Source organism: Pseudomonas sp. G2-4, from assembly GCF_030064125.1.
Classification (GTDB): Bacteria; Pseudomonadota; Gammaproteobacteria; order Pseudomonadales; family Pseudomonadaceae; genus Aquipseudomonas.
The window spans coordinates 4,548,502-4,573,840 of record NZ_CP125957.1 but is presented as its reverse complement, the minus strand read 5'-3'; the positions used below and the strand labels follow the sequence as shown (position 1 = coordinate 4,573,840).

Annotated in this window: 14 protein-coding genes (1 of these 14 cut by a window edge); 7 read left to right on the top strand and 7 right to left on the bottom strand. The window is 63.6% G+C overall.

Translation table 11 applies throughout. The features are described from left to right. Window positions 1–185: 185 nt before the first annotated feature. Window positions 186–923 carry an SDR family oxidoreductase gene (locus QNH97_RS19760; protein WP_283553530.1) on the top strand — a complete coding sequence of 246 codons (738 nt, stop codon included), beginning with the start codon at window positions 186–188 and terminating at the stop codon, window positions 921–923. A 27-nt stretch (window positions 924–950) separates the two neighbouring features. Then, entirely contained in the window at window positions 951–1,211 is a 261-nt protein-coding gene (locus tag QNH97_RS19755; protein ID WP_283553529.1) for an Atu4866 domain-containing protein, read from the top strand. Window positions 1,212–1,280: 69 nt separating this feature from the next. On the opposite strand, the gene inhA is transcribed toward QNH97_RS19755, so the two are convergent. Further along, a complete protein-coding gene (gene inhA, locus QNH97_RS19750; protein ID WP_283553528.1) occupies window positions 1,281–1,967 on the bottom strand; it encodes an isonitrile hydratase in 687 nt (228 codons plus the stop codon). 96 nt (window positions 1,968–2,063) lie between these two features. Here inhA and QNH97_RS19745 point away from each other — a divergent pair, with 96 nt between their 5' ends. After that, window positions 2,064–3,056: a GlxA family transcriptional regulator gene (locus QNH97_RS19745; RefSeq protein WP_283553527.1), complete on the top strand. Its 993-nt coding sequence runs from the start codon at window positions 2,064–2,066 to the stop codon at window positions 3,054–3,056. Here QNH97_RS19745 and QNH97_RS19740 read toward each other — a convergent pair. After that, complete coding sequence (locus QNH97_RS19740) at window positions 3,025–3,927, bottom strand: alpha/beta fold hydrolase (protein ID WP_283553526.1); 903 nt, start codon at window positions 3,925–3,927, stop codon at window positions 3,025–3,027. The two genes, QNH97_RS19745 and QNH97_RS19740, sit on opposite strands and share 32 nt — an antisense overlap. 28 nt (window positions 3,928–3,955) lie before the next feature. Further along, window positions 3,956–4,333, bottom strand: a complete 378-nt coding sequence (locus tag QNH97_RS19735) for a hypothetical protein (protein WP_283553525.1) — start codon at window positions 4,331–4,333, stop codon at window positions 3,956–3,958. Between the two features lie 563 nt (window positions 4,334–4,896). On the opposite strand from QNH97_RS19735, the gene QNH97_RS19730 reads away from it, so the two are divergent. After that, the gene (locus QNH97_RS19730; RefSeq protein ID WP_283553524.1) at window positions 4,897–5,256 is read left to right on the top strand and encodes a DUF6124 family protein; all 360 of its coding nucleotides are present in this window, start codon (window positions 4,897–4,899) and stop codon (window positions 5,254–5,256) included. 133 nt (window positions 5,257–5,389) lie between these two features. On the opposite strand, the gene QNH97_RS19725 is transcribed toward QNH97_RS19730, so the two are convergent. From QNH97_RS19725 to tam, 4 genes are all read right to left on the bottom strand, one after another. Beyond that, the gene (locus tag QNH97_RS19725; protein WP_283553523.1) at window positions 5,390–7,213 is read right to left on the bottom strand and encodes a glycoside hydrolase family 15 protein; all 1,824 of its coding nucleotides are present in this window, start codon (window positions 7,211–7,213) and stop codon (window positions 5,390–5,392) included. Then, window positions 7,206–8,006, bottom strand: coding sequence for an SDR family oxidoreductase (locus tag QNH97_RS19720; RefSeq protein ID WP_283553522.1), 801 nt, complete (start codon window positions 8,004–8,006; stop codon window positions 7,206–7,208). Before QNH97_RS19720 ends, QNH97_RS19725 begins: the two co-directional genes overlap by 8 nt. 275 nt (window positions 8,007–8,281) lie before the next feature. Then, on the bottom strand, window positions 8,282–9,415 hold the full coding sequence (locus tag QNH97_RS19715) for a cupin-like domain-containing protein (RefSeq protein ID WP_283553521.1): 1,134 nt from the start codon (window positions 9,413–9,415) through the stop codon (window positions 8,282–8,284). Window positions 9,416–9,497: 82 nt separating this feature from the next. After that, on the bottom strand, window positions 9,498–10,268 hold the full coding sequence (tam, locus tag QNH97_RS19710) for a trans-aconitate 2-methyltransferase (protein WP_283553520.1): 771 nt from the start codon (window positions 10,266–10,268) through the stop codon (window positions 9,498–9,500). A 144-nt stretch (window positions 10,269–10,412) separates the two neighbouring features. Here tam and QNH97_RS19705 point away from each other — a divergent pair, with 144 nt between their 5' ends. The 3 genes from QNH97_RS19705 to QNH97_RS19695 form a co-directional block, all read left to right on the top strand. Then, window positions 10,413–11,147 carry a thioesterase II family protein gene (locus tag QNH97_RS19705; protein ID WP_283553519.1) on the top strand — a complete coding sequence of 245 codons (735 nt, stop codon included), beginning with the start codon at window positions 10,413–10,415 and terminating at the stop codon, window positions 11,145–11,147. 269 nt (window positions 11,148–11,416) lie between these two features. Next, window positions 11,417–23,797, top strand: coding sequence for a non-ribosomal peptide synthase/polyketide synthase (locus QNH97_RS19700; RefSeq protein ID WP_283553518.1), 12,381 nt, complete (start codon window positions 11,417–11,419; stop codon window positions 23,795–23,797). Then, window positions 23,798–25,339: the 5' portion of a non-ribosomal peptide synthetase gene (locus tag QNH97_RS19695; protein ID WP_283553517.1), read on the top strand. 9,567 nt of this gene lie beyond the right edge of the window; only the first 1,542 of its 11,109 coding nucleotides appear in the window; the start codon lies at window positions 23,798–23,800; its stop codon lies beyond the right edge, outside the window.

Genomic DNA, 25,339 nt, shown 5'->3' with positions numbered 1-25,339 from the left:
GCCAAATGAGTGGACCGAGCTAGTAAAGCCGATTGTGCGGCTGGCGACTAGAGGTCGTTTTCTCGCTACAGGATCGTGCAAGCGAGCAGGAGGATTCGGCTAACCCGCGTATCGATCGGTTCCCTAATCTGGATGTGTCCAAACGCTCCCACCGGGAGCCAACACATCCAGACAAGGAAACCATCATGTCCGATATCCAAAACAAAGTTGTAGTCATCACCGGTGCCAGCAGCGGAATTGGCGAAGCCGCTGCACGGCTGCTGGCCGCCCGGGGCGCCCGTGTTGTACTGGGTGCACGACGCGTCGACCGCTTGCAGGCGGTGGTCCAGGAACTTGAAGCCGCCGGCCAGCAGGCCGCCTGCAAAGCCGTGGACGTGACCCGTCGCGATGATGTCCAGAGCCTGATTGATTTCGCGGTCGAGCGTTTCGGCAAGGTCGACGTCATCATCAACAACGCCGGGGTCATGCCCCTCTCCAAACTTGAGGCGCTGAAAGTCGAAGAGTGGGACCGCATGATCGACGTCAACATCCGCGGCGTGCTCCACGGCATCGCGGCCGGCCTGCCCTTGATGCAGCGCCAGCGCAGCGGCCAGTTCATCAACATCGCGTCCATTGGTGCCTATGCCGTCAGCCCGACCGCCGCGGTGTATTGCGCCACCAAGTATGCCGTGCGGGCGATTTCCGAAGGCCTGCGCCAGGAGGTCGGCGGTGATGTGCGGGTGACAGTGATTTCCCCTGGCGTCACAGAGTCGGAACTGGCCGAGAGCATTTCCGATGAGGGTGGCCGTGCCGAAATGCGCGAATTCCGGCGGATCTCCATTCCCGCCGAGGCGATTGCCCGGGCGATTGCCTACGCCATCGAGCAACCGGCAGATGTGGACGTCAGCGAACTGATTGTGCGGCCAACCGCCAGCCCGTTCTGAACCGAGCCAAACGACAGGAGATGCTCCATGAGAACGGCATTTGGAGAACAGAACAAATTCGTCGGCCTGTGGGTGACGGCCGATGGCGTGATCCGCCATCGGCTGTTGCCAGGCGGACGCTACGACGAAGCACGGGGTTTGCGCGAAAGTGCTTACCAAGGCGACTACTGGTTACAGGACGACCATATCGAATACCACGACGACACCGGTTTCACCGCCGATGGGGATTTTCGCGAGGGCGTGCTCTATCACGCGGGGATGGTGTTGTATCGCCAGGAGGGGCGATGAACCGAGGACCTTTGTGGTGAGGAGGATAACGCCCCTCACCACAGATTTCATTTCCATCGGGACTGATCGTTACGCCAATTCCAACCGTGCCGCAGCACGCTGGGCGATCTGCGAGCGCACCCGGAACGACTCGGTCGTGCGCCGCTGGGCTTCTTCCAATACTTGCGCGGGAGCAGTGTCCGGGCAGCCTGCGTTGAACGGCGGGGCAGGGGCGTATTCGAGTTGCAGTTGGACCAGTTCGGCGGTGTCCTGGTCGAACAACTCCGCCGCCAGGGTCAAGGCGAAATCGATCCCGGCGGTAATGCCGCCACCGGTGAGCAGGTTGCCGTCGCGAACCACGCGTTCCTTGATCGGTGTCGCGCCGAGGGTGGACAGCAAGCTGTGGTAGGCCCAATGGGTGGTGGCCCGTTTCCCTTGCAGCAGGCCCGCCGCACCAAGTACCAGCGAACCGGTGCACACCGAGGTGATGTATTGCGCGTGGCTGGCCTGTCGCTTGATAAAGGCCAAGGTCTGCTCGTCCTCCATCAAGAAGCCGACGCCGGTACCACCAGGGACGCAAATCACGTCAAGCTTTGGGCAATCCTCGAACGTGGTGGTAGGCAACAGCCTCAACCCGGTGCTCGAGGTGACCGGTGCCAAGTCTTTCCAGATCAGGTGAACCTTCACGTCGGGCAACGAGGCCAGCACGTCATAAGGACCGGTAAGGTCCAGTTGTTGAACCTGGGGAAACAACAGCAAACCGATCTGCAACGTCATGGTGATTTCTCCTAAGTGATGCCCATGGGTGGACGGCTTTACTTTAGGCTCGTAGGATTTGGCGAACACGCCAATAAGCCCACGAATCACGCCAATATGCCAAATGTCCCGAAAACCGTTCACGTCCTGGCCTTTGCCAACGTGCAAGTGCTGGATGTCACCGGCCCCTTGCAAGTGTTTGCCTCGGCCAATGACCTGGCCCGCCAGCAAGGCTTGCCGTTACCGTACGCGCCGACGGTGATCGCCGTCGGGGGCGGGGCGGTGATGTCTTCGGCGGGGTTGGCGCTGATGGCCGAGCCGCTGCCGAGCGAAGGCAGCGACACCTTGCTGATCGCTGGCGGCTGGGGGGTGTACGAAGCGGCGAAGGACCCGGCGCTCGTGGCCTGGGTCAAGGACCATGGCCTGCGCTCGCGGCGCGTGGCGTCAGTGTGCACCGGGGCGTTCCTGCTGGCCGCCAGTGGTTGGCTGGACGGACGGCGAGTGGTCACCCATTGGACTCGCTGTGAACAACTGGCCCAGCAGCATCCGCAGCTGCGGGTCGAACCCAATCCGATTTTCATCAACGATGGCCCGGTCTGGACGTCCGCCGGGGTCACTGCCGGCATTGACCTGGCCCTGGCACTGGTGGAAGAAGACCTGGGCCGTGCCGTGGCCCTGGAGGTCGCCCGGCACCTGGTGGTATTCCTCAAGCGGCCTGGCGGGCAATCGCAGTTCAGCGTGACGCTTTCGCTACAGAAACAGGGCAGCCGTTTTGACGACTTGCATGCGTGGATTGCCGAAAACCTCACCCGCGACCTGGGCTTGCCGAGCCTGGCCGCCGAGGTGGGCATGAGCGAACGCAGTTTTGTCCGCCACTACCGCGCCGACACCGGCCAGACCCCGGCGCGGGCGGTGGAGCTGATTCGCGTGGAAACCGCCCGCCGCCTGCTGGCCGACACGGCCGTGTCGATCAAGCGCGTGGCAGTGCAATGCGGCTTTGGCAGTGAAGAAACCCTGCGCCGCAGCTTCCTGCGGGCCATGGGCGTGACGCCCCAGGCGTATCGCGAGCGGTTTGCGCTCAGCCCTCAAGCAAATCCAGCAATGCCCTGAGCGTTGCCTCAGGGGCTTCCTGGGGAATGTTGTGGCCTACACCGGCCAGCACTCGGCGCTCGTAGAAACTGCTGAAATGCTCGGCGTCTTCATCGTGTTCAGGCGCGGGCCCCACACCGTCGTCGGCTCCACACAGGGAAATGCTTGGCACGCTGATGGCCGGTTGCGCGGCAAGTCGTTCTTCCAGCCACTCCAACGTCGGATCGCCCGGTGCGTACATGAAGCGATGACGGTAGGAATGAATCACCACGTCGACAAAATCCGGGTTATCGAACGACGGGGCGCTGAAGGGATAAAGCTCGGCGCCGCGTTTCCAGGTCGGTGACCACAAGCGCCAGAGCAGTTCGCACAGTTCGCGCCGATTCTGCGTCAGGCCCTCGACGCCCCGCTCCGTGTGGAAGTAATACTGGTACCACAGGCGATGTTCGGTTTGCGGGTCCAGCGGCTGCTTGGATCGGGGAATATCCTGCAGGTTATAGCCGTCGCCGGTCACCAGGCAGCGCACGCGCTCGGGCCACAGCGCCGCGACGATACACGCGGCCCGACCGCCCCAGTCATAGCCGCACAGCGCCGCTTGGGGGATGGAGAGGACGTGCATCAGGTCCAGCAGGTCCTGGGCCAGCGCCGCTTGTTGGCCGGAGCGCAGGATGGCCGGATTGTTGAACCGGGTCGGGCCGTAGCCGCGCAGGTAGGGCACGATGACCCGATAGCCCCGTTGGGCCAGAACCGGCGCGACTTCATCGAAAGCCCTGGGGTCGTAGGGGAAACCGTGCAGCAGGATCACCGGTTCGCCCGTGGCGGGGCCGTGTTCTTCGTAGGCGATACGCAGTAACGGCGTCACTGCGAAGTTGATCCTGGGCTCAAGGTTCATGTTGGCCTCCGGCATTGCGTGGTTGCGTTCAGGCAGGTTCCTGATTCACGTACTTGGCCCGATCCGGCGTGAACGTCACGATCATGTTCGTGTTCGAGCAGGTCAGGGTGTGTTCCTGGGTCAGGTCGATGTCCAGGTCCTCACCGCGCAGGCCCTGCCATTGGGCGAGATATTTGAGACAACCGAATTTTGCGGTTTTCTTCAGGCTGCGGCTGACGCCGCCTTTCCAGCCGAGCACCGGCAACTCACCGGCCAGGCAGCGTTGCGCCAGTTCCGGAAACTTCAGCGCACGGTCGCGGCCGATTTCCCAGCATTTGATCAAGCCCCGGTCGTGGCCTTCCCAGAGGTCTTCCCGGGTCAGGCCTGTTCGGGGTGAGGTGCTGATGGGGCGTTTGATATGGGTCATGTCAGGTCCTTGAGTCGGGTTTTTTATCGGGCAGCTCCGCTGCACCCGTGAGTGCATCGATCTTAGGAGGGGTTTGGGGGGCTGGCAACCTGTAACGGGTTGTGGTGATCGATAGGCTTGATGCGCGCACCGCTCTTGTGGCGAGGGAGCTTGCTCCCGCTGGGTTGCGAAGCGACCCCAAGATTTTTGCGCCTGCTGCGCAGTCGAGCGGGAGCAAGCTCCCTCGCCACGGGGTTTGTGTCCTACAAAAAATTAGGTGAACCGGAATTTTCCGACGAGTCGCGGCGGTTGCCGGTTCGGAAGAGGCGGGGATAGGCTTTGCCGGTCGCTGCAAAATCAGCGACCGGGTTTGGTCACCCGTCCAATGTCAGGCGCACACGCGCCAACCTCAGCATGTCGGCGCTTTTTTATGTGCTTGTCGGTATGCTTTGCGGTGGGCTGTGCGCGGGGCACTTTCGAGTGCGCCGGGTGCCTGACTTCCCGGTTGACCAACCTGCGTACCGCCCACCATCCTCGTTTGGTCACGAGGTGAGTGAGCTCAACTTCAAGTCAGGAGTTTCACAATGGTCAAGATCACCCCCAACCCCCCACGGGCCGAAGACCTCTCTGCCCACACCACCCTCGATTCAAAAAAACTCCGCGAAGCCGCCGACCGGGCGCTGAATCTTCACTTGTCTCCCCCGACGCCAGCCAAGCCCGACACCCAGGACGGCCAGGTCTTTTCCGTCGTCCCAGGCATCAATACCGAATCGGTGCTGACCAGCCTCAGCGAAACCCTGGCCTCGGCCAATGCCATGGTCGGTGACTTGGCGTTCGAGCTGGAGGGCTCGCGGCGGCATGTAGCGTTGGGGATTCAGCAGTTGATCGAGCTGGGTACGTTGCTGGCCAATCGGGCGTTGGATGACATTGAGCCGACCAGCTAACTGACACACCGCTCTTGTGGCGAGGGAGCTTGCTCCCGCTGGGTTGCGCAGCGACCCCAAGATTTTTGCGCCTGCTGCGCAGTCGAGCGGGAGCAAGCTCCCTCGCCACAGGGGACCGCGTTTGATCTAAGGCTCACGGCTGCCAATGATTCTTCTCCCCACTCAACTTGCGATCCAGAAAACTCGCCGCGCTGATCAACGCCAAATGGGTCAAGGCCTGGGGCGTGTTGCCCAAGTGATACCCATGGCTGTCGAACTCTTCAGCGTACAGCCCCAGCGGGTTGGCGTAGCGCAGCAGCTGTTCGAATTCCAGCTGGGCTTTTTCCACGCGGCCGGCGCGGGCCAGGCATTCGACGTACCAGAACGAGCAGGCGGCGAACGAGCCTTCGATGCCACTGAGGCCGTCGATGGGGCTGTCGTCGTTGCGGTAGCGGTACACCATGCCGTCGCGCACCAGGCTTTTTTCAATGGCGTCCAGGGTCGATAGCCAGCGCGGATCGCGGGCGCTGACGAAGCGCACCAGGGGCATCAACAGCATCGAGCCGTCCAAGGCGGTGCTGCCCTGGCGCTGGATGAAGTGTTGGCGTTCCTCGTTCCAGAAATTTGTCCAGATGTCTTCGTAGATAGCCTGGCGGGTCTCGTCCCAGCGGGCGAACGGGGCGGGCAGGGAGCGTTTTTCGGCCAACCGGATGGCGCGGTCGACGGCGACCCAGCACATCAGCCGCGAATGCAGAAAATGCTGCTTGTCGCCGCGCATTTCCCAGATGCCCACGTCCTTGTCCTGCCAGACCTTGCATACCTGGTCGACCACGTCGACGGTGTGTTTCCAGCCTTGATGGGAGATGGCTTCGCCGTATTTATTGACCAGGTACACCGCGTCCATCAGCTCGCCAAAGATATCCAGCTGTACCTGTTGGTAGGCGAGGTTGCCGATGCGCACCGGCTGCGCACCACCGAAACCGCTCAGGTGCGGGAGCTCGGTTTCCGGCAAATCCTGCCGGCCATCCAAGCCGTACAGGATGTTGAGTTTGGTCGGCTGATCACAGCAGTCGCTGACTCGACCGCGTAAAAAGCGCATGTAGGCGTTGGCTTCTTCGACGAAGCCCAGGCGCATGAATGCATAGACGGTGAACGAAGCGTCGCGGATCCAGGTGTAGCGGTAATCCCAGTTGCGCTCGCCGCCCCGGGTTTCCGGCAGGCCGAAGGTGGCCGCAGCGAGGATGGCGCCGTGTTTGCGCGAGGTCAGCAGCTTCAGCGCCAAGGCCGAGCGGTTGACCACCTCCCGCCAGCGTCCGCGATAATTCGACTGTCCGATCCAGCCGCGCCAGAACGCCAGGGTGCGTTCCAGGCAGATCGCGCTGACGTCATCCTGAAGTCGCGGGTCGTCGATGCCGCCCAACAGGAACTCGGCGGTCTGGCCCTGTTCCAGGGTGAACTCTGCCACCGCGGCGTTGCCGTCCAACATCATGGCCTGGTCAGAGCACAAGCGCAGGCTCGGTTGCCCCGGCGCCTCGAAACAGATGTGGGTGCCGTCCTGGCGCGCCGTGGTGGCGGCCCGGGCATAGTCGTGGCGCACCGCGCAGCGCATGCGAAACCTCGCGCTGCCGATGGTCATGCGGACCCGGCGCATCAACACCGGCAAATCATCCTCGCTGTCGCCGATGGGCAGCAGGTCGGTGACTTCCACCACGGCGCCGTCGCTCAGCCAGCGGGTTTGCAGCACGTTGGTGTCGGGCAGGTAGATTTGTTGGCGACGGGCATCAGGCAGGTCTGGCGCGAGTTGGAAAATCCCCGCTTCGGAGGTGTCCAGTAGCGAGCAAAAGATCGACGGACTGTCGAATTCCGGCCAGCAGAAAAAGTCGACGCTGCCTCGGTCGTTGATCAGGGCGGCAGTGCGCATGTCGCCGATGATGCCGTGGTTCTCGATAGGGCTCTGTGGTTCGTCATGATCAGCCATTGCCGCGAAACCCCGGATAAAGGCTCATCCCGCCATCAATGAACAACGTGGTGCCCACCACATAATCGGACAGGTCCGACGCCAGCCAGACCACGGCATTGGCGACGTCCTCCACATCCCCCACGCGACCATAAGGAATCAGCTCCAGCAGTTTCTGCTCCTGTTCACCCTCGGTGGCTTCGCGGTTGATGGCCGTGCGGATGGCGCCGGGGGCGATGCTGTTGATGCGGATGCGCTGGTGGCTGGTTTCCTGGGCCAGGCTCTGCATCAGTAGATCGACACCGCCTTTGGACGCGGCGTAATTGACGTGACCGGCCCAGGGAATGCGCTGGTGCACCGAACTCATGTGAATGATCTTGCCGGCGGCCCGGGACACGCCCTGGCGAATGCCCTGGCGGTTGAAAATCCGCAGGGCGGCGCGGGCGCAGAGGAACTGCCCGGTGAGGTTGGTGCCGATCACGGTGTTCCAGTCTTCCAGGCGCATGTCGACGGCGGCGGCGTCTTTTTGCAGGCCGGAGTTGGCCACCAGAATGTCCAGGGTGCCAAAGGCGTCGAGGGCCTGGGCGAACAGACGCTCGACGTCGTCCTCCTTCGAGACATCGGCACCGACGGCAATGGCGCGGCCGCCGTTGTCGTTGATCTCACGAGCCAGGTCTTGCGCCGGACCAGCGCTGGAGTGGTAGTTGAGCACCACGGCGGCCCCGGCGTTCGCCAAGGCCCTGGCCGAACCAGCGCCGATGCCCGAGCTGGCACCGGTGACCAGGGCCACTTGTTGGGCGAGGGATATCTGCATGGGTCTAGCACCTTGAACTGAGGGCCTTACCTGCTGACTGGCGTGAGGCGTGCAGAGTTCATTTGGGTGAAGCGATCTTCACACTTCAGCCACATTTGGACGCTAACCCTGTGGCGAGGGAGCTTGCTCCCGCTGGGCTGCGTAGCAGCCCCAAGACCTGGCACCTCGATCATTCAGGTAGATTGAGAGTGCCTTTGGAGGGGCTGCAGCCCAGCCCAGCGGGAGCAAGCTCCCTCGCCACAGGTCTGTGTTCACAAAAGCAGAGTGTTCGGCGGTTACCAACCCCGCCCCGAATTCACCCAGAAGTTCACCGACAACGACGTGGACACCGACTCCACCTGATGGAACCAGCCTTCCGGCAGGAACAACAGATCCCCAGCCTCCAGCGTCACGCGCAGGAAGGTCACGTCCCGGGCGTGGGGGAAGCGCTGGTAGTCCGGCTCGTCGGGGTTGAAATCACAGCCGTCCAGCCCGCCTTGGGGCGCTGTGGACCAAGTACCCAGGGCCTCGCGGTGATGGGGTGCGGCGAGGGTGAAGGTTTTCTGCCCCCAGACCTGGGCAAACAGGTTATCGGTGTCATCGCGGTGCAGCGGCGTCAGGGTGCCCTTGGGGCCGATCCAGATGCGCGGCGGGATGAACAGCGACGGGTCGAAATAGGGTGGGTATTGGATCTGCTCCATCAACTGCGCCGGCAGGATGTTGTTGCCCATGTAGGCCGGTGGTTCGCCGTCGGTGCCTTTGACCGCCGGGCTGTCCAGGGAGGCGATGAAGTCGGCCATGGACGTGGAGCGGAAATCCCGCTCGGTCGAGAAGGTTTTCTTCACGTAGTCGCCATGGCGGGTGATGCCTTGCAGTTCGGCAAAATGTACCAGGGACTCCTCGCGGCTGAGCTTGAACAACGGCCAGTCCTGCAAGGCATCGCTGATGACCACCGGAATGCCATGGGGCAGGTAGCGCGCTTGAAATTCCTGCACCGATAGCTCGCTACGCGGTCGTCGTTCCACACTGTATTGAGTGGGCAGGCTGGCGGTGAGTTTTTCGCTGAAACGCGACGGGGTGGGGTAGCGCTTGTTCATGTCGACCTTTTCCACCACGCCACCGCCATGACGGGCATGGTCGATGATCTGCGGCAGCAACGTTGCCAGGCCCATGTTGCCGCCAATCTTCAGGCGACCGCTGGCAAACAGCTCTTCGACATTGGCCATGCCGGCCATGATCCCGAGAAAATCCTTTTCCGTCACTTCGATGGTCACGTCGGGGCTGGTGTGCCGACCGGCCTGGGTGCGGCTGCTGGCCTTGACCTCGGACCAATACGCCTGATGCGGGCCGAACACGAATTGGAAGACACCTTCGATACCGACGGCGCCGGCATTGGCGAACAGTTTGCCCAGGATGGTTTGCAGGTCCACGGCGGTCACTCTTGTGGGTTTTGGTCTTAGCAGGTAACGAGGGCCTTCAGCAGAAATTTAGCCCTCGCTGCTGACCATCGCCCTAGCGCGTCGCAACCATGAACACACGGGGAAATGGCAGCAATACCGTGCCATCGTCCAGGGCTGGATAAGCCTGTTCGACCGCCTGGAGATAGCGCTCCAGGTACTGCTCGCGCTGCGCTTGATCCAGCGGCTCGAGAAACGGCCGTAAAGCGCTACCCTTGAACCACTCCACTACACCCGCGGCACCGCCGGCCAGTGGGTGGTGATAGGTGGTGCGCCACACGTCGACGCGGGTGCAGTGGGGCTTGAGGATCGAGTAATAAGTGCTGGTGTCCTCGACTTGCGTACGCATATCAGCCACCCCGGCCAGTTGCTTGGCCCAGGGGCCGTTGGCCGCGACTTCCCGCATTAATCGGTGGGACGGTTGGTGCAGGTTGTCGGGCATCTGGACCGCCAGGCTGCCACCCTCGGCGAGCTTGCTCGCCAGCGAGGGTAGCAGGGTGGCGTGGTCGGGCAGCCATTGCAGCACGGCGTTGGCGAAGATCACGTCGAACGGTCCGGATTCATTCCAGCGGCCGATGTCTGCCGTGTCGAACGTTACGGCAGGCAAGCGCTGGCGAGCGGCCTCGATCATGTCGCTGGAACTGTCGAGGCCGCGCACTGTGGCGCCGGGGAAGTGTTCCACCAGCAGTTCGGTGGAGTTCCCGGGGCCGCAGCCCAGGTCGATCACTGAGCGCGCTTCCACGGAGGGAATGGCGGCCAGCAGGTCCCGGGCCGGACGGGTGCGTTCCTGTTCGAAAGTGACGTATTGCTTGGCGGACCAGCTCATGGCGTGCTCCTTTGTGGTGGAGTGAGTCGAGGTGCCGCCAGTATAAGGGGGCGCTTGGAAGATGTAGCGAACGTAACGTTTTTGACTAATTCTGTGTGCCGCACCTTCGTTATTTCCATACACGACCGATCGGAGAAAACCGCAGTGACTCAACTGACCCTGCTGTGCCTGCCTTATTCCGGCGCCAGCGCGATGGTTTACAGCCGCTGGCGGCGCACGTTGCCGCAGTGGCTGCACGTGCAGCCCGTGGAGCTGCCGGGGCGCGGAGCGCGTTTCGACGAACCGCTGCACACCGACATGGGCCCGTTGGCGATGCAATTGGCGCGGGAACTGCGCCCGACGCTTAAGGCTCCTTATGCCGTGTTCGGTCACAGCCTCGGCGCGCTGCTGGCCTGCGAGATCGCCCATGCCTTGCGTGAACTCGGCTGCCCGGAACCGGTGGCACTGTTCGCGTCTGGCACCGCGGCACCGACGATGCGGGCCGACTACGACCGTGGTTTCGCTGAGCCGAAAACCGATGCTGAACTGATCGACCAGCTACGCACCCTCAACGGTACCAGCGAGGAAATATTGGCCAACGAAGAGCTGATGGCCCTGACCTTGCCGATCCTGCGGGCGGATTTCCTGCTGTGCGGACGCTTCCAGCCCCAGGTTCGCCCACCGCTCAACTGCCCGGTGCATGTGCTCGGCGGCACCACCGACAAGGCCACCACCGAACAACTGATTGGCTGGCGCCGGGAAACCACGGGAAGCTTTTCGGTGGACATGCTGGCCGGTGGGCACTTCTTCATTCATCAGCATGAGGCCAGGGTGCTGCGGCTGATCAAGGATCAGTTGAGCGTGCATCATCGGCGGCATGGCGTGGCGATCAGCGCGTGATTTGATTCCCAAGTTCATTGGAATGCAGTCCCATGTGGGAGCGAGCTTGCTCGCGATAGCGGTGTGTCAGCTTGCCTATACGTTGGCTGATCCTGCGCCATCGCGAGCAAGCTCGCTCCCACATTTGTAACCTGCATCATTCTCCAAATCCCCGTTCTACCCCTCTTCCTGATACAAATTCTCAAACGCTAATTTTTCCGGTCTGCATTCGTTTTATAGGGACGACTTGCCTTTGTGCCTTGTGCCCACTGATTCCGGATACCCCAGAAATGAATGCTGAAGACGCCTTGAAACTTGCTCGCCGGTTTATCGGGTTGCCCCTGGACAAGCGCCGGATGTTCCTCGCGGCGTTGGCCAAGGAGGGCGTGGAGTTCAGCGGTTTTCCCATTCCCCAGGGCGTCGAGGCCGAGGATCGCCAGGCCTTGTCCTATGCCCAGCAACGCATGTGGTTTCTTTGGCAACTGGAGCCGGACAGCGGCGCCTACAACCTGCCCGGGGCGGTGCGGCTCAGCGGTGCATTGAGCCTGCCGGCCCTGGAGCAGGCTTTCGCCAGCCTGGTGGCTCGGCACGAAACCCTGCGCACGGTGTTCCAGCGCCAGGCCGACGACCGTCTCCTGCAAGTGCCGGCCAGCGCGCCGCTGGTGATCGACCACGCGGACTTCAGTGCCATGCCGGCCGCCGAGCGCGAACAGGCGGTTCGCCTGGCTGCCGAGGCCCAGTCGATGCGGCCCTTCGATCTATCCTGCGGTCCCTTGCTGAGGGTCGAATTGCTCAAGCTCGATGACCAGGAACACGTGCTGCTGCTGACCCTGCACCACATCGTCTCCGATGGCTGGTCCATGAACGTGTTGATCGATGAGTTCATCCGTTTCTACGACGCCCATGAGGCGGGCGTTGCACCGCAGTTGGCCGACTTGCCGATCCAGTACAGCGACTACGCCTTGTGGCAACGCCGTTGGCTGGAGGCCGGTGAGCAGGGGCGGCAATTGGCGTACTGGCAGGCGCAGTTGGGTGACGAACATCCGGTGCTGGAATTACCCCTCGATCACCCGCGTCCGGCGATGCCCAGCTACCGCGGCACTCGCTATGAATTTGCCGTGGAGCCGGCCCTGGCCGAGCAACTTCGCACTACGGCTCAGCAGCACAACATCACCGTGTTCATGCTCCTGCTAGGCGCCTTCAACGTGCTGCTGCATCGCTACACCGGCCATACCGATATTCGCGTCGGCGTGCCCATTGCCAACCGTAACCGGGCGGAAACCGAAGGGCTGATCGGCTTCTTCGTCAACACCCAGGTGCTGCGCACCGAACTGGGTGGCCAGACCCGTGTCGATGAGCTGCTGCGCACGATCAAGGAAGCGGCCCTCGGCGCCCAGGCCCATCAGGACCTGCCGTTCGAGCGGCTGGTGGAAGCCCTGAAACTGGAGCGTAGCCTCAGCCATACACCGCTGTTCCAGGTCATGTACAACCACCAGCCGCAAGTGGCCGACATCGCCAGCATCCGCACGGCTTCGGGGCTGGAGTTGTCGATGCTGACGTGGCAGAGCCGCACCACCCAATTCGATCTGACCCTCGACACTTGGGAAAAGGCCGGCAAGTTGCACGCGGCCCTGACCTACGCCAATGATCTGTTCGACGCGGCCACTGTCGAGCGCATGGCCCGGCACTGGATTCGGTTGCTGCAAGGCATGGTGGCTGACAGTCGCGCCTTTATCGGTGACTTGCCGCTGCTCGAATCCGATGAATATCAGCGTCTGATCCATGACTGGAACCCGGTGGATGCGCCGTTCGAACAAACCCTGTGCATCCATCAGATGATCGCCCGCCAGGCAGAAGCCATGCCGGACGCATTGGCCGTGACCTTCGCCAACACCCAATTGACCTACAGCGAACTCGACGGCCGCGCCAATCGCCTGGCCCATAAACTCATCGAGCTGGGCGTGGGCCCGGAAGTACGGGTGGGCGTGGCGATGCCGCGTTCCGAGCGACTGTTGATCGCCCTGCTGGCGGTATTCAAGGCCGGTGGCGCCTACGTGCCGCTGGACCCGGATTACCCGGCCGAGCGCGTGGCCTACATGCTCGACGACAGCCATGCCCGGGTGCTGCTGACCGAGCAGGCGGTGGCGGCGACGCTGACCGTTCCGGCCGAAACCGCCGTGCTGATGCTGGATCGGATCGAGCTGGGGCAATACCCATGGAGTGCGCCGCTCACCACGGTCACGCCAGATAATCTCGCCTACGTGATTTACACCTCTGGTTCCACCGGCCAGCCCAAGGGCGTGGCGATTGCCCATCGCAACGTGCTGGCGCTGGTCGACTGGTCGAAATCGGTCTACAGCCGAGACGACATTCAAGGCGTGCTGGCTTCCACCTCGGTGTGCTTCGACCTGTCGGTGTGGGAGCTGTTCGTGACCCTGGCCAACGGCGGCTCGCTGATCATCGCCCGCAACGCCCTGGAACTGCCGCAACTGCCGGCCCGGGATCAGGTGCGCCTGATCAACACCGTGCCGTCGGCTATCGGCGCATTGAAGCGCAGCGGTGAAATCCCGGCCAGCGTGAGGATCATCAACCTGGCCGGTGAACCGTTGAAGCAGAACCTGGTGGACGCGCTGTATCAACAGCCCACTGTTGAACACGTCTACGACCTATACGGCCCCTCGGAAGACACCACTTACTCCACCTGGACCCGCCGCACTGTTGGCGGTACGGCGAACATTGGCCGACCGCTCAAACACACCGCCTGCTACCTGTTGGACGCCGACCTGCAACCGGTGCCTCAAGGCGTTGCGGCCGAGCTGTACCTGAGCGGCGCGGGCATCACCCGTGGCTACCTCGGCCGTGCTGCGATGACTTCCGAGAAGTACGTGCCCAACCCGTTTTCCAGCAACGGTGAGCGGCTGTACCGCACGGGCGACCTGAGCCGTTACCAGGCCAACGGCACCTTGCAATACATCGGTCGCATCGACCATCAGGTCAAGGTCCGGGGCTTTCGCATCGAGCTGGGGGAAATCGAGGCGCGGCTGCTGCAGCAACCTCAAGTGCGAGAGCTGGCGGTGCTGGCCCAGGATGGCGAGCACGGCCAGCAACTGGCGGCGTTCATCGTGCCGAGCGACACGACGGTTCTGACCCAGGCCGAGGCCCTGGCGCAACTGCGTGAAACGCTCAAGGTTGCCCTGCGCGAACACCTGCCGGACTACATGGTGCCGGCCTACCTGTTGTTCCTCGATCAACTGCCCTTGACCCCCAACGGCAAACTCGACCGCAAGGCCTTGCCGGCCATTGACGGTAGCGAGCAACAACGTGAATTCGTCGCGCCCCACAGCCCGCTGGAAAAATCCCTGGCGGCGATCTGGCAGGAGGTGCTGAACCTCGACAGCATTGGCCTGGAAGACAACTTCTTTGAGCTGGGCGGTGACTCCATCGTCTCCATGCAAGTGGTCAGCCGTGCGCGGCAGGCCGGGATCGTGCTCAACCCCAAGGCGCTGTTCCAGCACCAGACCCTGCGCAGCCTGGCACGGGTGGCGCGCCAGGGCGATACCGACCAGGTCGACCAGGGCCCGGCGAGCGGTGCGGTGCCGTTGACCCCGGTGCAGCATTGGTTCTTCGAACGCGAAATTCCTGAGCGCCAGCACTGGAACCAGTCGCTGTTGCTGGTGCCCGGCGAACGCCTCGATGTTGCCGCTCTGGAGCCGGCCCTGGTCCGTTTGACCGAGCATCACGACAGCCTGCGCCTGCGTTTTTCCCAGCTGAACGGCCAGTGGCAGCAAGCCTATGCCGAGCCGTCCGCGGCCAGCCTGTTGTGGCTGCGTCAAGCGTCTTCGGTCGAACAACTCACCGCCCTGTGCGACGACGCCCAGCGCAGCCTAAACCTGGACGACGGGCCGCTGTTGCGGGCCATGCTGGTGGACATGGCCGATGGCAGCCAGCGTCTGCTGCTGGTGATCCATCACCTGGTTGTGGACGGCGTTTCCTGGCGCGTATTGTTGGAAGACCTGCAGCGCTTCTACGGCCAGTTACAGGCCGGCCAGCCGATCCAGGCGCCCGCCAAGACCAGCGCTTACGGACAGTGGTCGGCACGCCTGCATGGGCACCTGGAAACGTTCATGGGCAGTCTCGATTACTGGCGCGCCCAGGCGAGCGAGCGGGCCGACAACGGCTTGCCTTGTGATTATCCCGAGGGGCTGCTGGAGGCGCGTGATGAGCGCAAGGTCCAGGTGAAGCTGGACGCCGAACAGACCCGTCAACTGCTGCAACAGGCGCCCAAGGCCTACCGTACCCAGATCAACGACCTGCTGCTGACTGCCCTGGCCCGCACGATTTGTCGCTGGACAGGCCAGGACCATACGCTGATCCAGCTTGAAGGTCATGGCCGTGAAGACCTGTTCGACGGCCTGGACCTGACCCGCACCGTCGGATGGTTCACCAGCCTGTTTCCGGTCAGCCTCAACCCGGGCCCGGACTTGAGTACTTCGCTTAAAACCATCAAGGAGCAACTGCGTGCCGTGCCGGACAAAGGCCTGGGCTACGGCGTGCTGCGTTACCTCGGTGAACCGGCGGTGCGCGCCGAGCTGATGGCCTTGCCGGCGCCACGCATCACTTTTAACTACCTGGGCCAGTTTGACCGTCAGTTCGACGACAGCGCGCTGTTCGTGCCGTCCAGCGAAGGCAGTGGCTCGGCGCAACATGCCCGGGCGCCACTGGCGAACTGGCTGACGGTGGAAGGCCAGATCTACGGCGGTGAACTGGCCTTGAACTGGGGCTTCAGCGAGCGGATGTTCAAGCGCCAGACCATCGAAACGTTGGCGGCTGATTATCTCGCCGAGCTCGGCGCGCTGATCGCACATTGCTGCGGGCTCGAAACGCCGCAGGCGACGCCGTCGGACTTCCCCCTGGCGCGCATCAGCCAGGCACAACTCGACAGCCTGCCGGTGGTGGCCGGGCAGTTGGACGACCTTTATCCGCTGTCGCCGATGCAACAGGGCTTGCTGTTCCACACTCTGTACGAGCAGGCGGCGGGGGAATACATCAACCAGCTGCGGGTGGACGTCCAGGGCGTCGATGCGCAGCGCTTCGGCGACGCCTGGCAGGCCACCCTCGATGCCCAGGACATCCTGCGCAGTGGTTTTGTCTGGCAGGGCGATCTCGAGCAACCCCTGCAGATCGTTCATCGCCAGGTCGAGCTGCCGTTTACGGTGTTGGACTGGCGTGAACGCGACAACCTGGCCGACGCCTTGAATGAACGCGCCGACGCCGAACGCCAGCAGGGCTTCGATCTGGCCCGGGCGCCGTTGCTGCGCCTGGTGCTGGTGCAGACCGCCGCTGACCGCGGGCACCTGATCTACACCCATCACCACATCCTGATGGACGGCTGGAGTAACGCGCAGTTGCTGGGTGAAGTGCTGCAGCGCTACAGCGGTCGCCAACCTGCGGCCAGTGGCGGGCGTTATCGCGATTACATCGCCTGGCTGCAACGCCAGGATGCGCAACTGAGCGAGGCTTTCTGGAGCGCTCAACTGGCAACCCTGCAAGAACCGACTCGGTTGGCAGGGGTCATGTCCGCCAGCGAAATCCACAGCGGCCATGGCGACCACTTCCAAACCCTGGACGCGGCTCGTACCCAAGCCCTGGAGCAGTTCGCCCGCCAGCAGAAAGTCACCCTCAACACCCTGGTGCAAGCGGCGTGGCTGTTGCTGCTGCAACGCTACACCGGCCACGACAGCGTGGCCTTCGGTGCCACCGTGGCCGGGCGCCCAGCGGAATTGCCGGGCATCGAGCAACAGGTCGGCCTGTTCATCAACACCTTGCCGGTGATCGCCGCACCACGTCCGGACCAGTCGGTCGGTGCCTGGCTGCAAGCCGTGCAGGCGCAGAACCTGAGCCTGCGGGAGTTCGAACACACGCCGCTGGCGGACATTCAGCGCTGGGCCGGGCAGGGCGGCGAAGCGCTGTTCGACAACATTCTGGTGTTCGAGAACTACCCGATAGCCCAGGCCCTGCAAGAGGGCGCCGGGCAGGGGGCGGTGTTTGGCGAGGTCGCTCATCTGGAACAAACCCACTACCCATTGAGCGTTGCCATAACCCTCGGCCAGACACTGGCGCTGCACTACAGTTTCGACCGGGCGCATTTCAGCCCGGCTGCCATCGAGGGCATTAATCGTCATCTGATGCATCTGCTGGATACCTTTGCCGAATCGGCAGCGCGTAACCTGGGGCAAATCGCCCTGGTCAGTGCTGAGGAACAGGCCGGGCAACAGGCTGCCAACCACCCGCAACCCTACCCGACCGACATCGCCGTGCATCAGCGCATTGCCCATTTGGCAGCGCTAAAACCGCACAGCACGGCGGTGATCTTCGACGGTCAGCGCTTCAGCTATGGCGAGATCGACCGCCGGGCCAACCAACTGGCTCACGCGCTGATTGCCCGTGGCGTGGGCCCGGAAACCCGGGTCGGCGTGGCCCTGCCGCGCAGCGAAGGGGTGATTGTCGCGCTGCTGGCGGTGCTCAAGGCCGGCGCTGCCTACGTGCCGCTGGACACCAGTTACCCCCGTGAACGCCTGGCGTACCTGATCGAGGATTCGGGGCTGGCGCTGTTGCTCACCGATTCCCGGGTGTCGGCACAGCTGCCCCTGGAAGGTGCCGACCAGGTGCTGGAACTCGACCGTCTGGACCTGAGCCTGCAACCGACTCATGCACCTTCGATCAAGCTCGATCCACAGAACCTGGCGTACGTGATCTACACCTCCGGTTCCACCGGCAATCCCAAGGGCGTGAGCGTGGCCCATGGTCCGCTGGCGATGCACTGCCAGGCCATCGGCGAACGTTATGAAATGCAGAGCAGCGATTGCGAATTCCATTTCATGTCCTTCGCCTTCGACGGCGCCCACGAGCGCTGGCTCACCAGCCTGACCCATGGCGCGTCGTTGCTGATTCGTGATGACAGCCTGTGGACCCCGGAGCAAACCTACAACGCGATGCGCGAGCACGGCGTGACCGTGGTGGCGTTCCCGCCGGTGTACCTGCAACAACTGGCCGAACACGCCGAGCGCGAAGGCAACCCGCCCAAGGTGCGGATCTATTGCTTCGGCGGCGATGCGGTGGCCAACGCCAGTTTCGAACGGGTCAAGCGCGCCCTCGATCCGGACTTCATCATCAACGGCTACGGCCCGACCGAAACCGTGGTCACGCCTTTGATCTGGAAGGCCGGTCGTGACGTCGCGTGCGGCGCCGCGTATGCACCCATCGGCAGCCGCATCGGCGACCGCAGTGCCTACGTGCTGGATGCTGACCTGAACCTGCTGCCCCAAGGCATGGCCGGTGAGCTGTACCTGGGCGGCACTGGCCTGGCCCGGGGTTACCTGAACCGTCCGGGCCTGACGGCCGAGCGGTTTGTCGCTGATCCGTTCAGCGCTGAAGGCGGCTTGCTGTACCGCACCGGTGACCTGGTGCGCCAGCGCGCCGACGGCACCTTCGATTACTTGGATCGCATCGACAACCAGGTGAAGATCCGCGGTTTCCGCATCGAGCTGGGTGAAGTCGAAGCCAGTCTGCAAGCCCTTGATGGCGTGCGCGAAGCGGTCGTGGTGGCCCAGGAAGGCACTGCCGGCAGCGGCAAGCGCCTGGTGGCCTATGTCGTGGCTGATGAGGCCTCGGCCCCGCGTGAGGCGTTCGCCGAGCACCTGCGCGAGCAGCTCAAGGCGACCCTGCCGGCGCACATGGTCCCGGCCTATCTGCTGCTGCTTGAACGCTTGCCGCTGACCCCCAACGGCAAGCTCGACCGCAAGAACCTGCCCAAGCCCGACGTCAGCCAATTGCAGCAAACCTACGTGGCGCCCCGCAGCCCGCTGGAGCAGCAACTGGCGGCCATCTGGCAGGACGTGCTCAAGCTTGGGCAAGTCGGCCTGCAGGACAACTTCTTCGAACTGGGGGGCGATTCCATCGTCTCGATCCAGGTGGTCAGTCGCGCCCGGTTGGCCGGTATTCACTTCACGCCGAAGGATCTGTTCCAGCATCAGACCATCGAGGCCCTGGCCGCCGTGGTCCAGACTGGCGCGCCGCGGCAATCGATCGACCAGCAACCCGTGACCGGCGAAACCGCACTGTTGCCGATCCATCAATGGTTCTTCGCCCAGCCGATTCCCGACCGCCATCACTGGAACCAATCGGTGATGCTCAAACCGACGCAGGCGCTGGATGCGCGGGCGTTGGAACAGGCCTTGGGCGCGCTGATCGTGCACCACGACAGCTTGCGCCTGGACTTTATCGAGCAGGGCGAAGGCTGGACCGCGCGTTATCGTGACGTCGAGGCGCAGGCGGCGGGCACGCTGCTCTGGCATGCCGATGTTGCCGATCTCGCTGAGCTGGAAGTGCTGGGCAACCGGGCCCAGCGCAGCCTGCAACTGGATGGCGGCCCGCTGCTTCGCGCGCTGCTGGCGACCCTTGCCGACGGCACGCAGCGGCTGCTGCTGATCGTCCATCACCTGGTGGTGGACGGCGTGTCCTGGCGGATTCTGTTCGAAGACCTGCAAAGCGCTTATCGACAGATTCTCGCGGGTGCGGCGGTGCAACTGCCGGCCAAGACCAGCGCGGTCAAAGCCTGGACCGCCGCATTGCAGGACTACGCTACCAGCGCACCCTTGCAGGCTGAGCTGGGTTTTTGGCAACAACAGTTGCAAGGCGTCTCGACGGGGTTGCCGTGGGACAATCCCCAGGGCGGGCAGCAACACGGCCAAGCCGTGACGATCCGCACGGCACTGGATAAAACCCTCACCCGACAACTGTTGCAGCAAGCCCCGGCGGCCTATCGCACCCAGATCAACGATCTGCTGCTGACGGCACTGGCGCGGGTGATGGTGCGCTGGACCGGGGACGACAGCGTGTGGGTGCAACTCGAAGGCCACGGCCGTGAAGATCTGTTCGACCACGTCGACCTGAGCCGTACCGTCGGCTGGTTCACCAGCCTGTTCCCCGCGAAGCTGACCCCGGCTGCCGACCTCGGCGCCTCGCTGAAACAGATCAAGGAACAACTGCGCGCCATCCCTGACAAGGGCCTTGGCTTCGGGGCCTTGACGCACCTGGGCGATGACCATTCGCGCCAGACCCTGCAAGCCTTCCCGAAACCGCAACTGACCTTCAACTACCTCGGCCAATTCGACGGCAGTTTCGATGGGGCTGACGACGCCTTGTTCGTGCCGACCACTGAGCGCGGTGGCGAAGAAGTGAACCTGCAAGGCCCGCTGGGTAGCCCGCTGGCCCTCGATGGCCAAGTGTTCGGCGGCGAGCTGGACTTGAGCTGGACCTTCAGTGGCGACAAGTTCAACGCCGCGACCATCCAGCGCCTGGCCGACGACTATGTACAGGAGCTCACGGCACTCATCGCCCATTGCTGCGACAGCAACAGCCGTGGCGTGACGCCGTCGGATTTCCCCTTGGCGCGGCTGACCCAGGCGCAACTGGACACGTTGGTCCAACACCCCGAGGCCGTCGACGACATCTACCCGCTGTCGCCGATGCAACAGGGCATGCTGTTTCATTCCTTGCTCGGACAGGGCGGTGGCGACTACATCAACCAGATGCGCCTCGACGTCGAGGGCATCGACCCGCAGCGTTTCCGCGCGGCCTGGCAAGCCGTGGTCGATGCCCATGACATCCTGCGCAGCGGCTTCTTCTGGCAGGGCGACCTGGCGCAGCCGGTGCAGATTGTGCAGCGTCAGGTCGAGGTGCCGTTCCGTGTGCTCGACTGGAACGGGCGCACTGATATTGATGGCGCCCTGCAAACCCTGGCCGACGCAGAACGTGCCCAAGGCGTGGACCTGACCTGCGCGCCGCTGATGCGCCTGGTGCTGGTGCGCACCGCCACCGACCGTCATCACCTGATCTACACCAACCATCACATCCTGATGGATGGCTGGAGCAGCGCGCAGTTGCTTGGTGAAGTCTTGCAGCATTACCGGGGAGACAGCGTGGCCCGTCCGACCGGTCGTTATCGCGATTACATTGCCTGGTTGCAACGCCAGGACGCCGTCCTCGGCGAGGCATTCTGGACCGCGCAGTTGCGCACGCTGGACGAGCCGGTGCGCCTGGCCCAGGCGTTTGTGCGTCCGGCCCAGGAGGTCGCGGCGAATCTGTACGGCCATCACCTCATGCACATGGACATGGCTCAGACCCAGCGCCTGGCCGAGTTCGCCCGTGAATCGAAAGTGACCGTCAACACCCTGGTGCAGGCGGCCTGGCTGCTGCTATTGCAACGCTACAGCGGAAAGTCCAGCGTAGCGTTCGGCGCGACGGTGGCGGGGCGTCCGACGGACCTGGTGGGGGTCGAGCGTCAGATCGGGTTGTTCATCAACACCTTGCCAGTCATCGCCAGCCCGCGTTCCGAACAGCGCCTGGATGACTGGTTGCACAGCGTGCAGACGCAGAACCTGACCTTGCGCGAGTTCGAACACACGGCGTTGTTCGACATCCAGCGCTGGGCCGGGCTGGGTGGCGAGGCGCTGTTCGACAACATCCTGGTGTTCGAGAACTACCCGATTTCCGAAGCCCTGGCGCAGGGTTCGCCGCAAGGCTTGCGCTTCGGCACCGTGGACAACCTCGAGCAGACCCACTACCCATTGACCTTGTTGGTCAGCGTAGGCGGCGAATTGCAGGTGCAGTTCAGCTATCAGCGCGCCAGTTTTGCCCAGGCCGCGGTCGAGCAGATCGGCCTGCACCTGCACCGGTTGCTGGTGCAAATGGCCGAGGGTGGACAGCGTTCCTTGGGCGAACTGACTTTGCTCGATCCGAGTGAGACCCGCCAGCAAGTGCAACGCTGGAATGCCAGCGCCGCTGCCTATCCGGGCGAGCGTTGTATCCATCGGTTGTTCGAGGCCCAGGCCAGCCGCACGCCGGATGCCGTGGCGCTGGTGTTCGGCGAGCAGTCGCTGACCTACGAAGCACTCAATGCCCAGGCCAATCGCCTGGCCCATCGCTTGATCGAACACGGTGTCGGGCCCGACCAGTTGGTGGGCATTGCCCTGGACCGTGGCGTGGCGATGATCGTCGGCCTGTTGGCGATCCTCAAGGCCGGCGGTGCCTATGTACCGCTCGATCCGCAATACCCGGTGGACCGGCTGACCCATATGATCGAAGACAGCGGCTTGCACCTGCTGCTGACCCAGGCCTCGGTGTTGCAGCGGTTACCGATTCCGGCCGGTGTACAGGTCTTGCTGCCTGGCGCGATGGATGAGCCGATCAGTGCCGCGCAGGCGACCAATCCACAGCGGCCGGTCGATGGCGACAACCTCAGCTACGCCATCTACACGTCGGGCTCCACCGGCAAGCCCAAGGGCGTCATGGTGCGGCATGGGGCGTTGGTGAACTTTGTCGCCAGCATGGCCCGGGAACCGGGAATCGCGGCCAGTGACCGGGTGCTGTCGCTGACCACGTTCTCGTTCGATATCTTCGGCCTTGAGCTGTACGGCGCGTTGTTCAGCGGTGCCTGCGTGGTGCTGGTGGACAAGCAGAGCGCCCACGATCCCGAGGCGTTGTTGCAGGTCATCGATCGACACCAGGTCAGCCTGGTCCAGGCCACGCCATCGACCTGGCGTATGTTGCTCGACCACCCGGCGGCCGGGGTGCTCGCCGGGCGCAAATGCCTGTGCGGCGGCGAAGCCCTGGCCGAGGACCTGGCCGAACGACTGCTCAGTGTCGCCGGTGAAGTCTGGAACCTCTACGGCCCGACTGAAACCACCATCTGGTCGGCGGCTTACCGACTCACCGAAGACCAGCGCCGCCCTTGCCTCGGTCGACCGATCGCCAACACTTCGCTGTACATCGTCGGCGATCACTTCGCGCCGAACCCGGTCGGGTTGATCGGCGAGCTGTTGATCGGTGGCGATGGCCTGGCCCGTGGTTACCACGACCGCGCGGCGCTCACCGCCGAGCGTTTCCTGCCGGATCCGTTCGGCAACGGCTCGCGCGTGTATCGCACCGGTGACCTGGCGCGGCAGCGGGCCGATGGGGTGCTCGAGTACGTCGGGCGCATCGACCATCAGGTGAAGATCCGCGGTTTCCGCATCGAACTGGGGGAAATCGAAGCCTGCCTGCTGGCCCAGGACTCGATCCGCGAGGCCGTGGTGGTTCCCCAGCAGGGGCCGGCGGGCACGCAGTTGGTGGCGTATCTGATCGCCACCCAGCCGGAGGCTGCCGAGCCTGCGGCCTTGCGTGATGCCCTCAAGTCGCGGCTGGAGGCGTTGTTGCCCGACTACATGATCCCCTCGCACTGGCTGCTGCTCGAACGATTCCCGCTGACGCCCAACGGCAAGCTCGACCGCAAGGCCTTGCCGCAGCCGGATGCCAGCCAACTCTTGCGCGCCTACGTGGCGCCCCAGGGAGCTCTCGAACAACGCATCGCCGATATCTGGCAAGACGTGCTCAAGCTCGAACGGGTAGGGCGCGACGACAACTTCTTTGAACTGGGCGGGCATTCCTTGCTGGCGACCCAAGCGACGGCGCGCCTGCAAATGGAACAAGGCGCCGCAGTGCCGCTGGAGTTGCTGTTCAGCACCGCATCCCTGGCCGAGTACGCCGACCAACTGGCGGTTCACCTGACCCCTCACTCCAGCGACGATCTGAGTGAGATGCATGACTTCCTGGCAGACCTGGAGACCCTTTGAATGACTCAGCTCGATAACCTGTCTCTGGTTCAGCGATTCATCCGTTTACCGCTGGCCCAACGGCAAGCGTTCCTGCAAAAACTGCACAGCAAGCACATGAGCTTCGCGGCGTTGCCGATTCCGGCGATGCGCGACGAGTTCGAGGTCCTCGACCTGTCTTACGCTCAGGAGCGCCAGTGGTTCCTCTGGCAACTGGACCCTCACAGCGCGGCCTACCATGTGCCGACGGCGCTGCGGTTGCGCGGCGCCCTCGACCTGTCCGCGCTGCAGCGCAGTTTCGAGGCCTTGCTGGCACGCCATGAGGTGCTGCGCACCGTGTTCGTCGACAGCGCGCAAGGGCCTGTGCAAGTGGTGCAGGAGCGACTGAGCCTGCCGATCGAGCCGGTGCGGTTGTCGGGGGCGTCGGACGAGGCCGCGCTCAAGACCCTGATCGATGGCGAAATCGCCGAACTGTTCGACCTGCAACGGGGGCCGCTGCTGCGGGTCAAGCTGCTGCAAGTGGCGTCGGATGATCATGTGCTGGTGCTGACCCAACACCACATCATCTGCGACGGTGCCTCCGCGCGGATCATGGTCAACGACCTGGTCCGGCTCTACGCCGCCCATAGCCATGGCCAGGTGCCGGACTTGGCGCCGCTGCCGATCCAGTACGCCGACTACGCGATCTGGCAGCGCAAATGGATGGAGGCCGGCGAGCTGCAACGGCAACTGGCGTATTGGACCGAGCGTTTGGGCGATGGCGGCGAAGTACTGCCGTTGCCGACGGATCGACCGCGCCCGGCGGCGCAGAGCCATCGTGGCGCACGCCTGGACCTGAGGCTGGACCGTGCGTTAACGAAGGGTTTGAAACAACTGGCTCAGCGCGAAGCCGCGACGCTGTTCATGGTCTTGCTGGCCTCATTCCAGGCCTTGCTGCACCGCTACAGCGGCCAGTCGGACATCCGCGTGGGGGTGCCGGTAGCCAACCGAAATCGGCCGGAAACCGAAGGCCTGATCGGCTTTTTCGTCAACACCCAGGTACTGAGCGCCCAGGTCTACGGCGCCTTGCCGTTCGTGGAGTTGCTGGCGCAGGTCAAGCAGGCGTCGTTGGGGGCGCAAGCCCATCAGGACCTGCCGTTCGAGCAACTGGTGCAGGTCCTTGCGCCGGAGCGGCATTCGAGCCACAGCCCGCTGTTCCAGATCATGTTCAACCACCAGAGCGGCGGTGCGGCCCAGGCCCTGCACTTGCCGGGCTTGCAGGTCGAGAGCCTGGACTGGGGTTCCCACACTGCCCAGTTCGACCTGACCCTCGATACGCACGAAATCGACGGTGAGCTGTTCGCTGCCCTGAGCTACGCCACCGACCTGTTCGACGCCAGCACCGTGCAACGCATGGCCGATCACTGGCTGAACCTGCTGCACGGGATTGTCGCTGATGCCCGGCAACGCATCGGTGACCTGCCGCTGCTGCAAACCACCGAGCGACAACACAACATCGCCCAATGGAACCCGGCACCACGGCGCTTCCCGGGCCAGGATTGCCTGCACCAGCGGATCGCCGAC

Excerpts from the sequence above, each read along its gene's own strand:
- QNH97_RS19755 (WP_283553529.1), top strand. The coding sequence starts at position 951 with ATGAGAACGGCATTTGGAGAACAGAACAAATTCGTCGGCCTGTGGGTG.
- QNH97_RS19760 (WP_283553530.1), top strand. The coding sequence starts at position 186 with ATGTCCGATATCCAAAACAAAGTTGTAGTCATCACCGGTGCCAGCAGC.
- QNH97_RS19745 (WP_283553527.1), top strand. The coding sequence starts at position 2,064 with ATGCCAAATGTCCCGAAAACCGTTCACGTCCTGGCCTTTGCCAACGTG.
- inhA (WP_283553528.1), bottom strand. The coding sequence starts at position 1,967 with ATGACGTTGCAGATCGGTTTGCTGTTGTTTCCCCAGGTTCAACAACTG.
- QNH97_RS19700 (WP_283553518.1), top strand. The coding sequence starts at position 11,417 with ATGAATGCTGAAGACGCCTTGAAACTTGCTCGCCGGTTTATCGGGTTG.
- QNH97_RS19730 (WP_283553524.1), top strand. The coding sequence starts at position 4,897 with ATGGTCAAGATCACCCCCAACCCCCCACGGGCCGAAGACCTCTCTGCC.
- QNH97_RS19720 (WP_283553522.1), bottom strand. The coding sequence starts at position 8,006 with ATGCAGATATCCCTCGCCCAACAAGTGGCCCTGGTCACCGGTGCCAGC.
- tam (WP_283553520.1), bottom strand. The coding sequence starts at position 10,268 with ATGAGCTGGTCCGCCAAGCAATACGTCACTTTCGAACAGGAACGCACC.
- QNH97_RS19740 (WP_283553526.1), bottom strand. The coding sequence starts at position 3,927 with ATGAACCTTGAGCCCAGGATCAACTTCGCAGTGACGCCGTTACTGCGT.
- QNH97_RS19735 (WP_283553525.1), bottom strand. The coding sequence starts at position 4,333 with ATGACCCATATCAAACGCCCCATCAGCACCTCACCCCGAACAGGCCTG.
- QNH97_RS19725 (WP_283553523.1), bottom strand. The coding sequence starts at position 7,213 with ATGGCTGATCATGACGAACCACAGAGCCCTATCGAGAACCACGGCATC.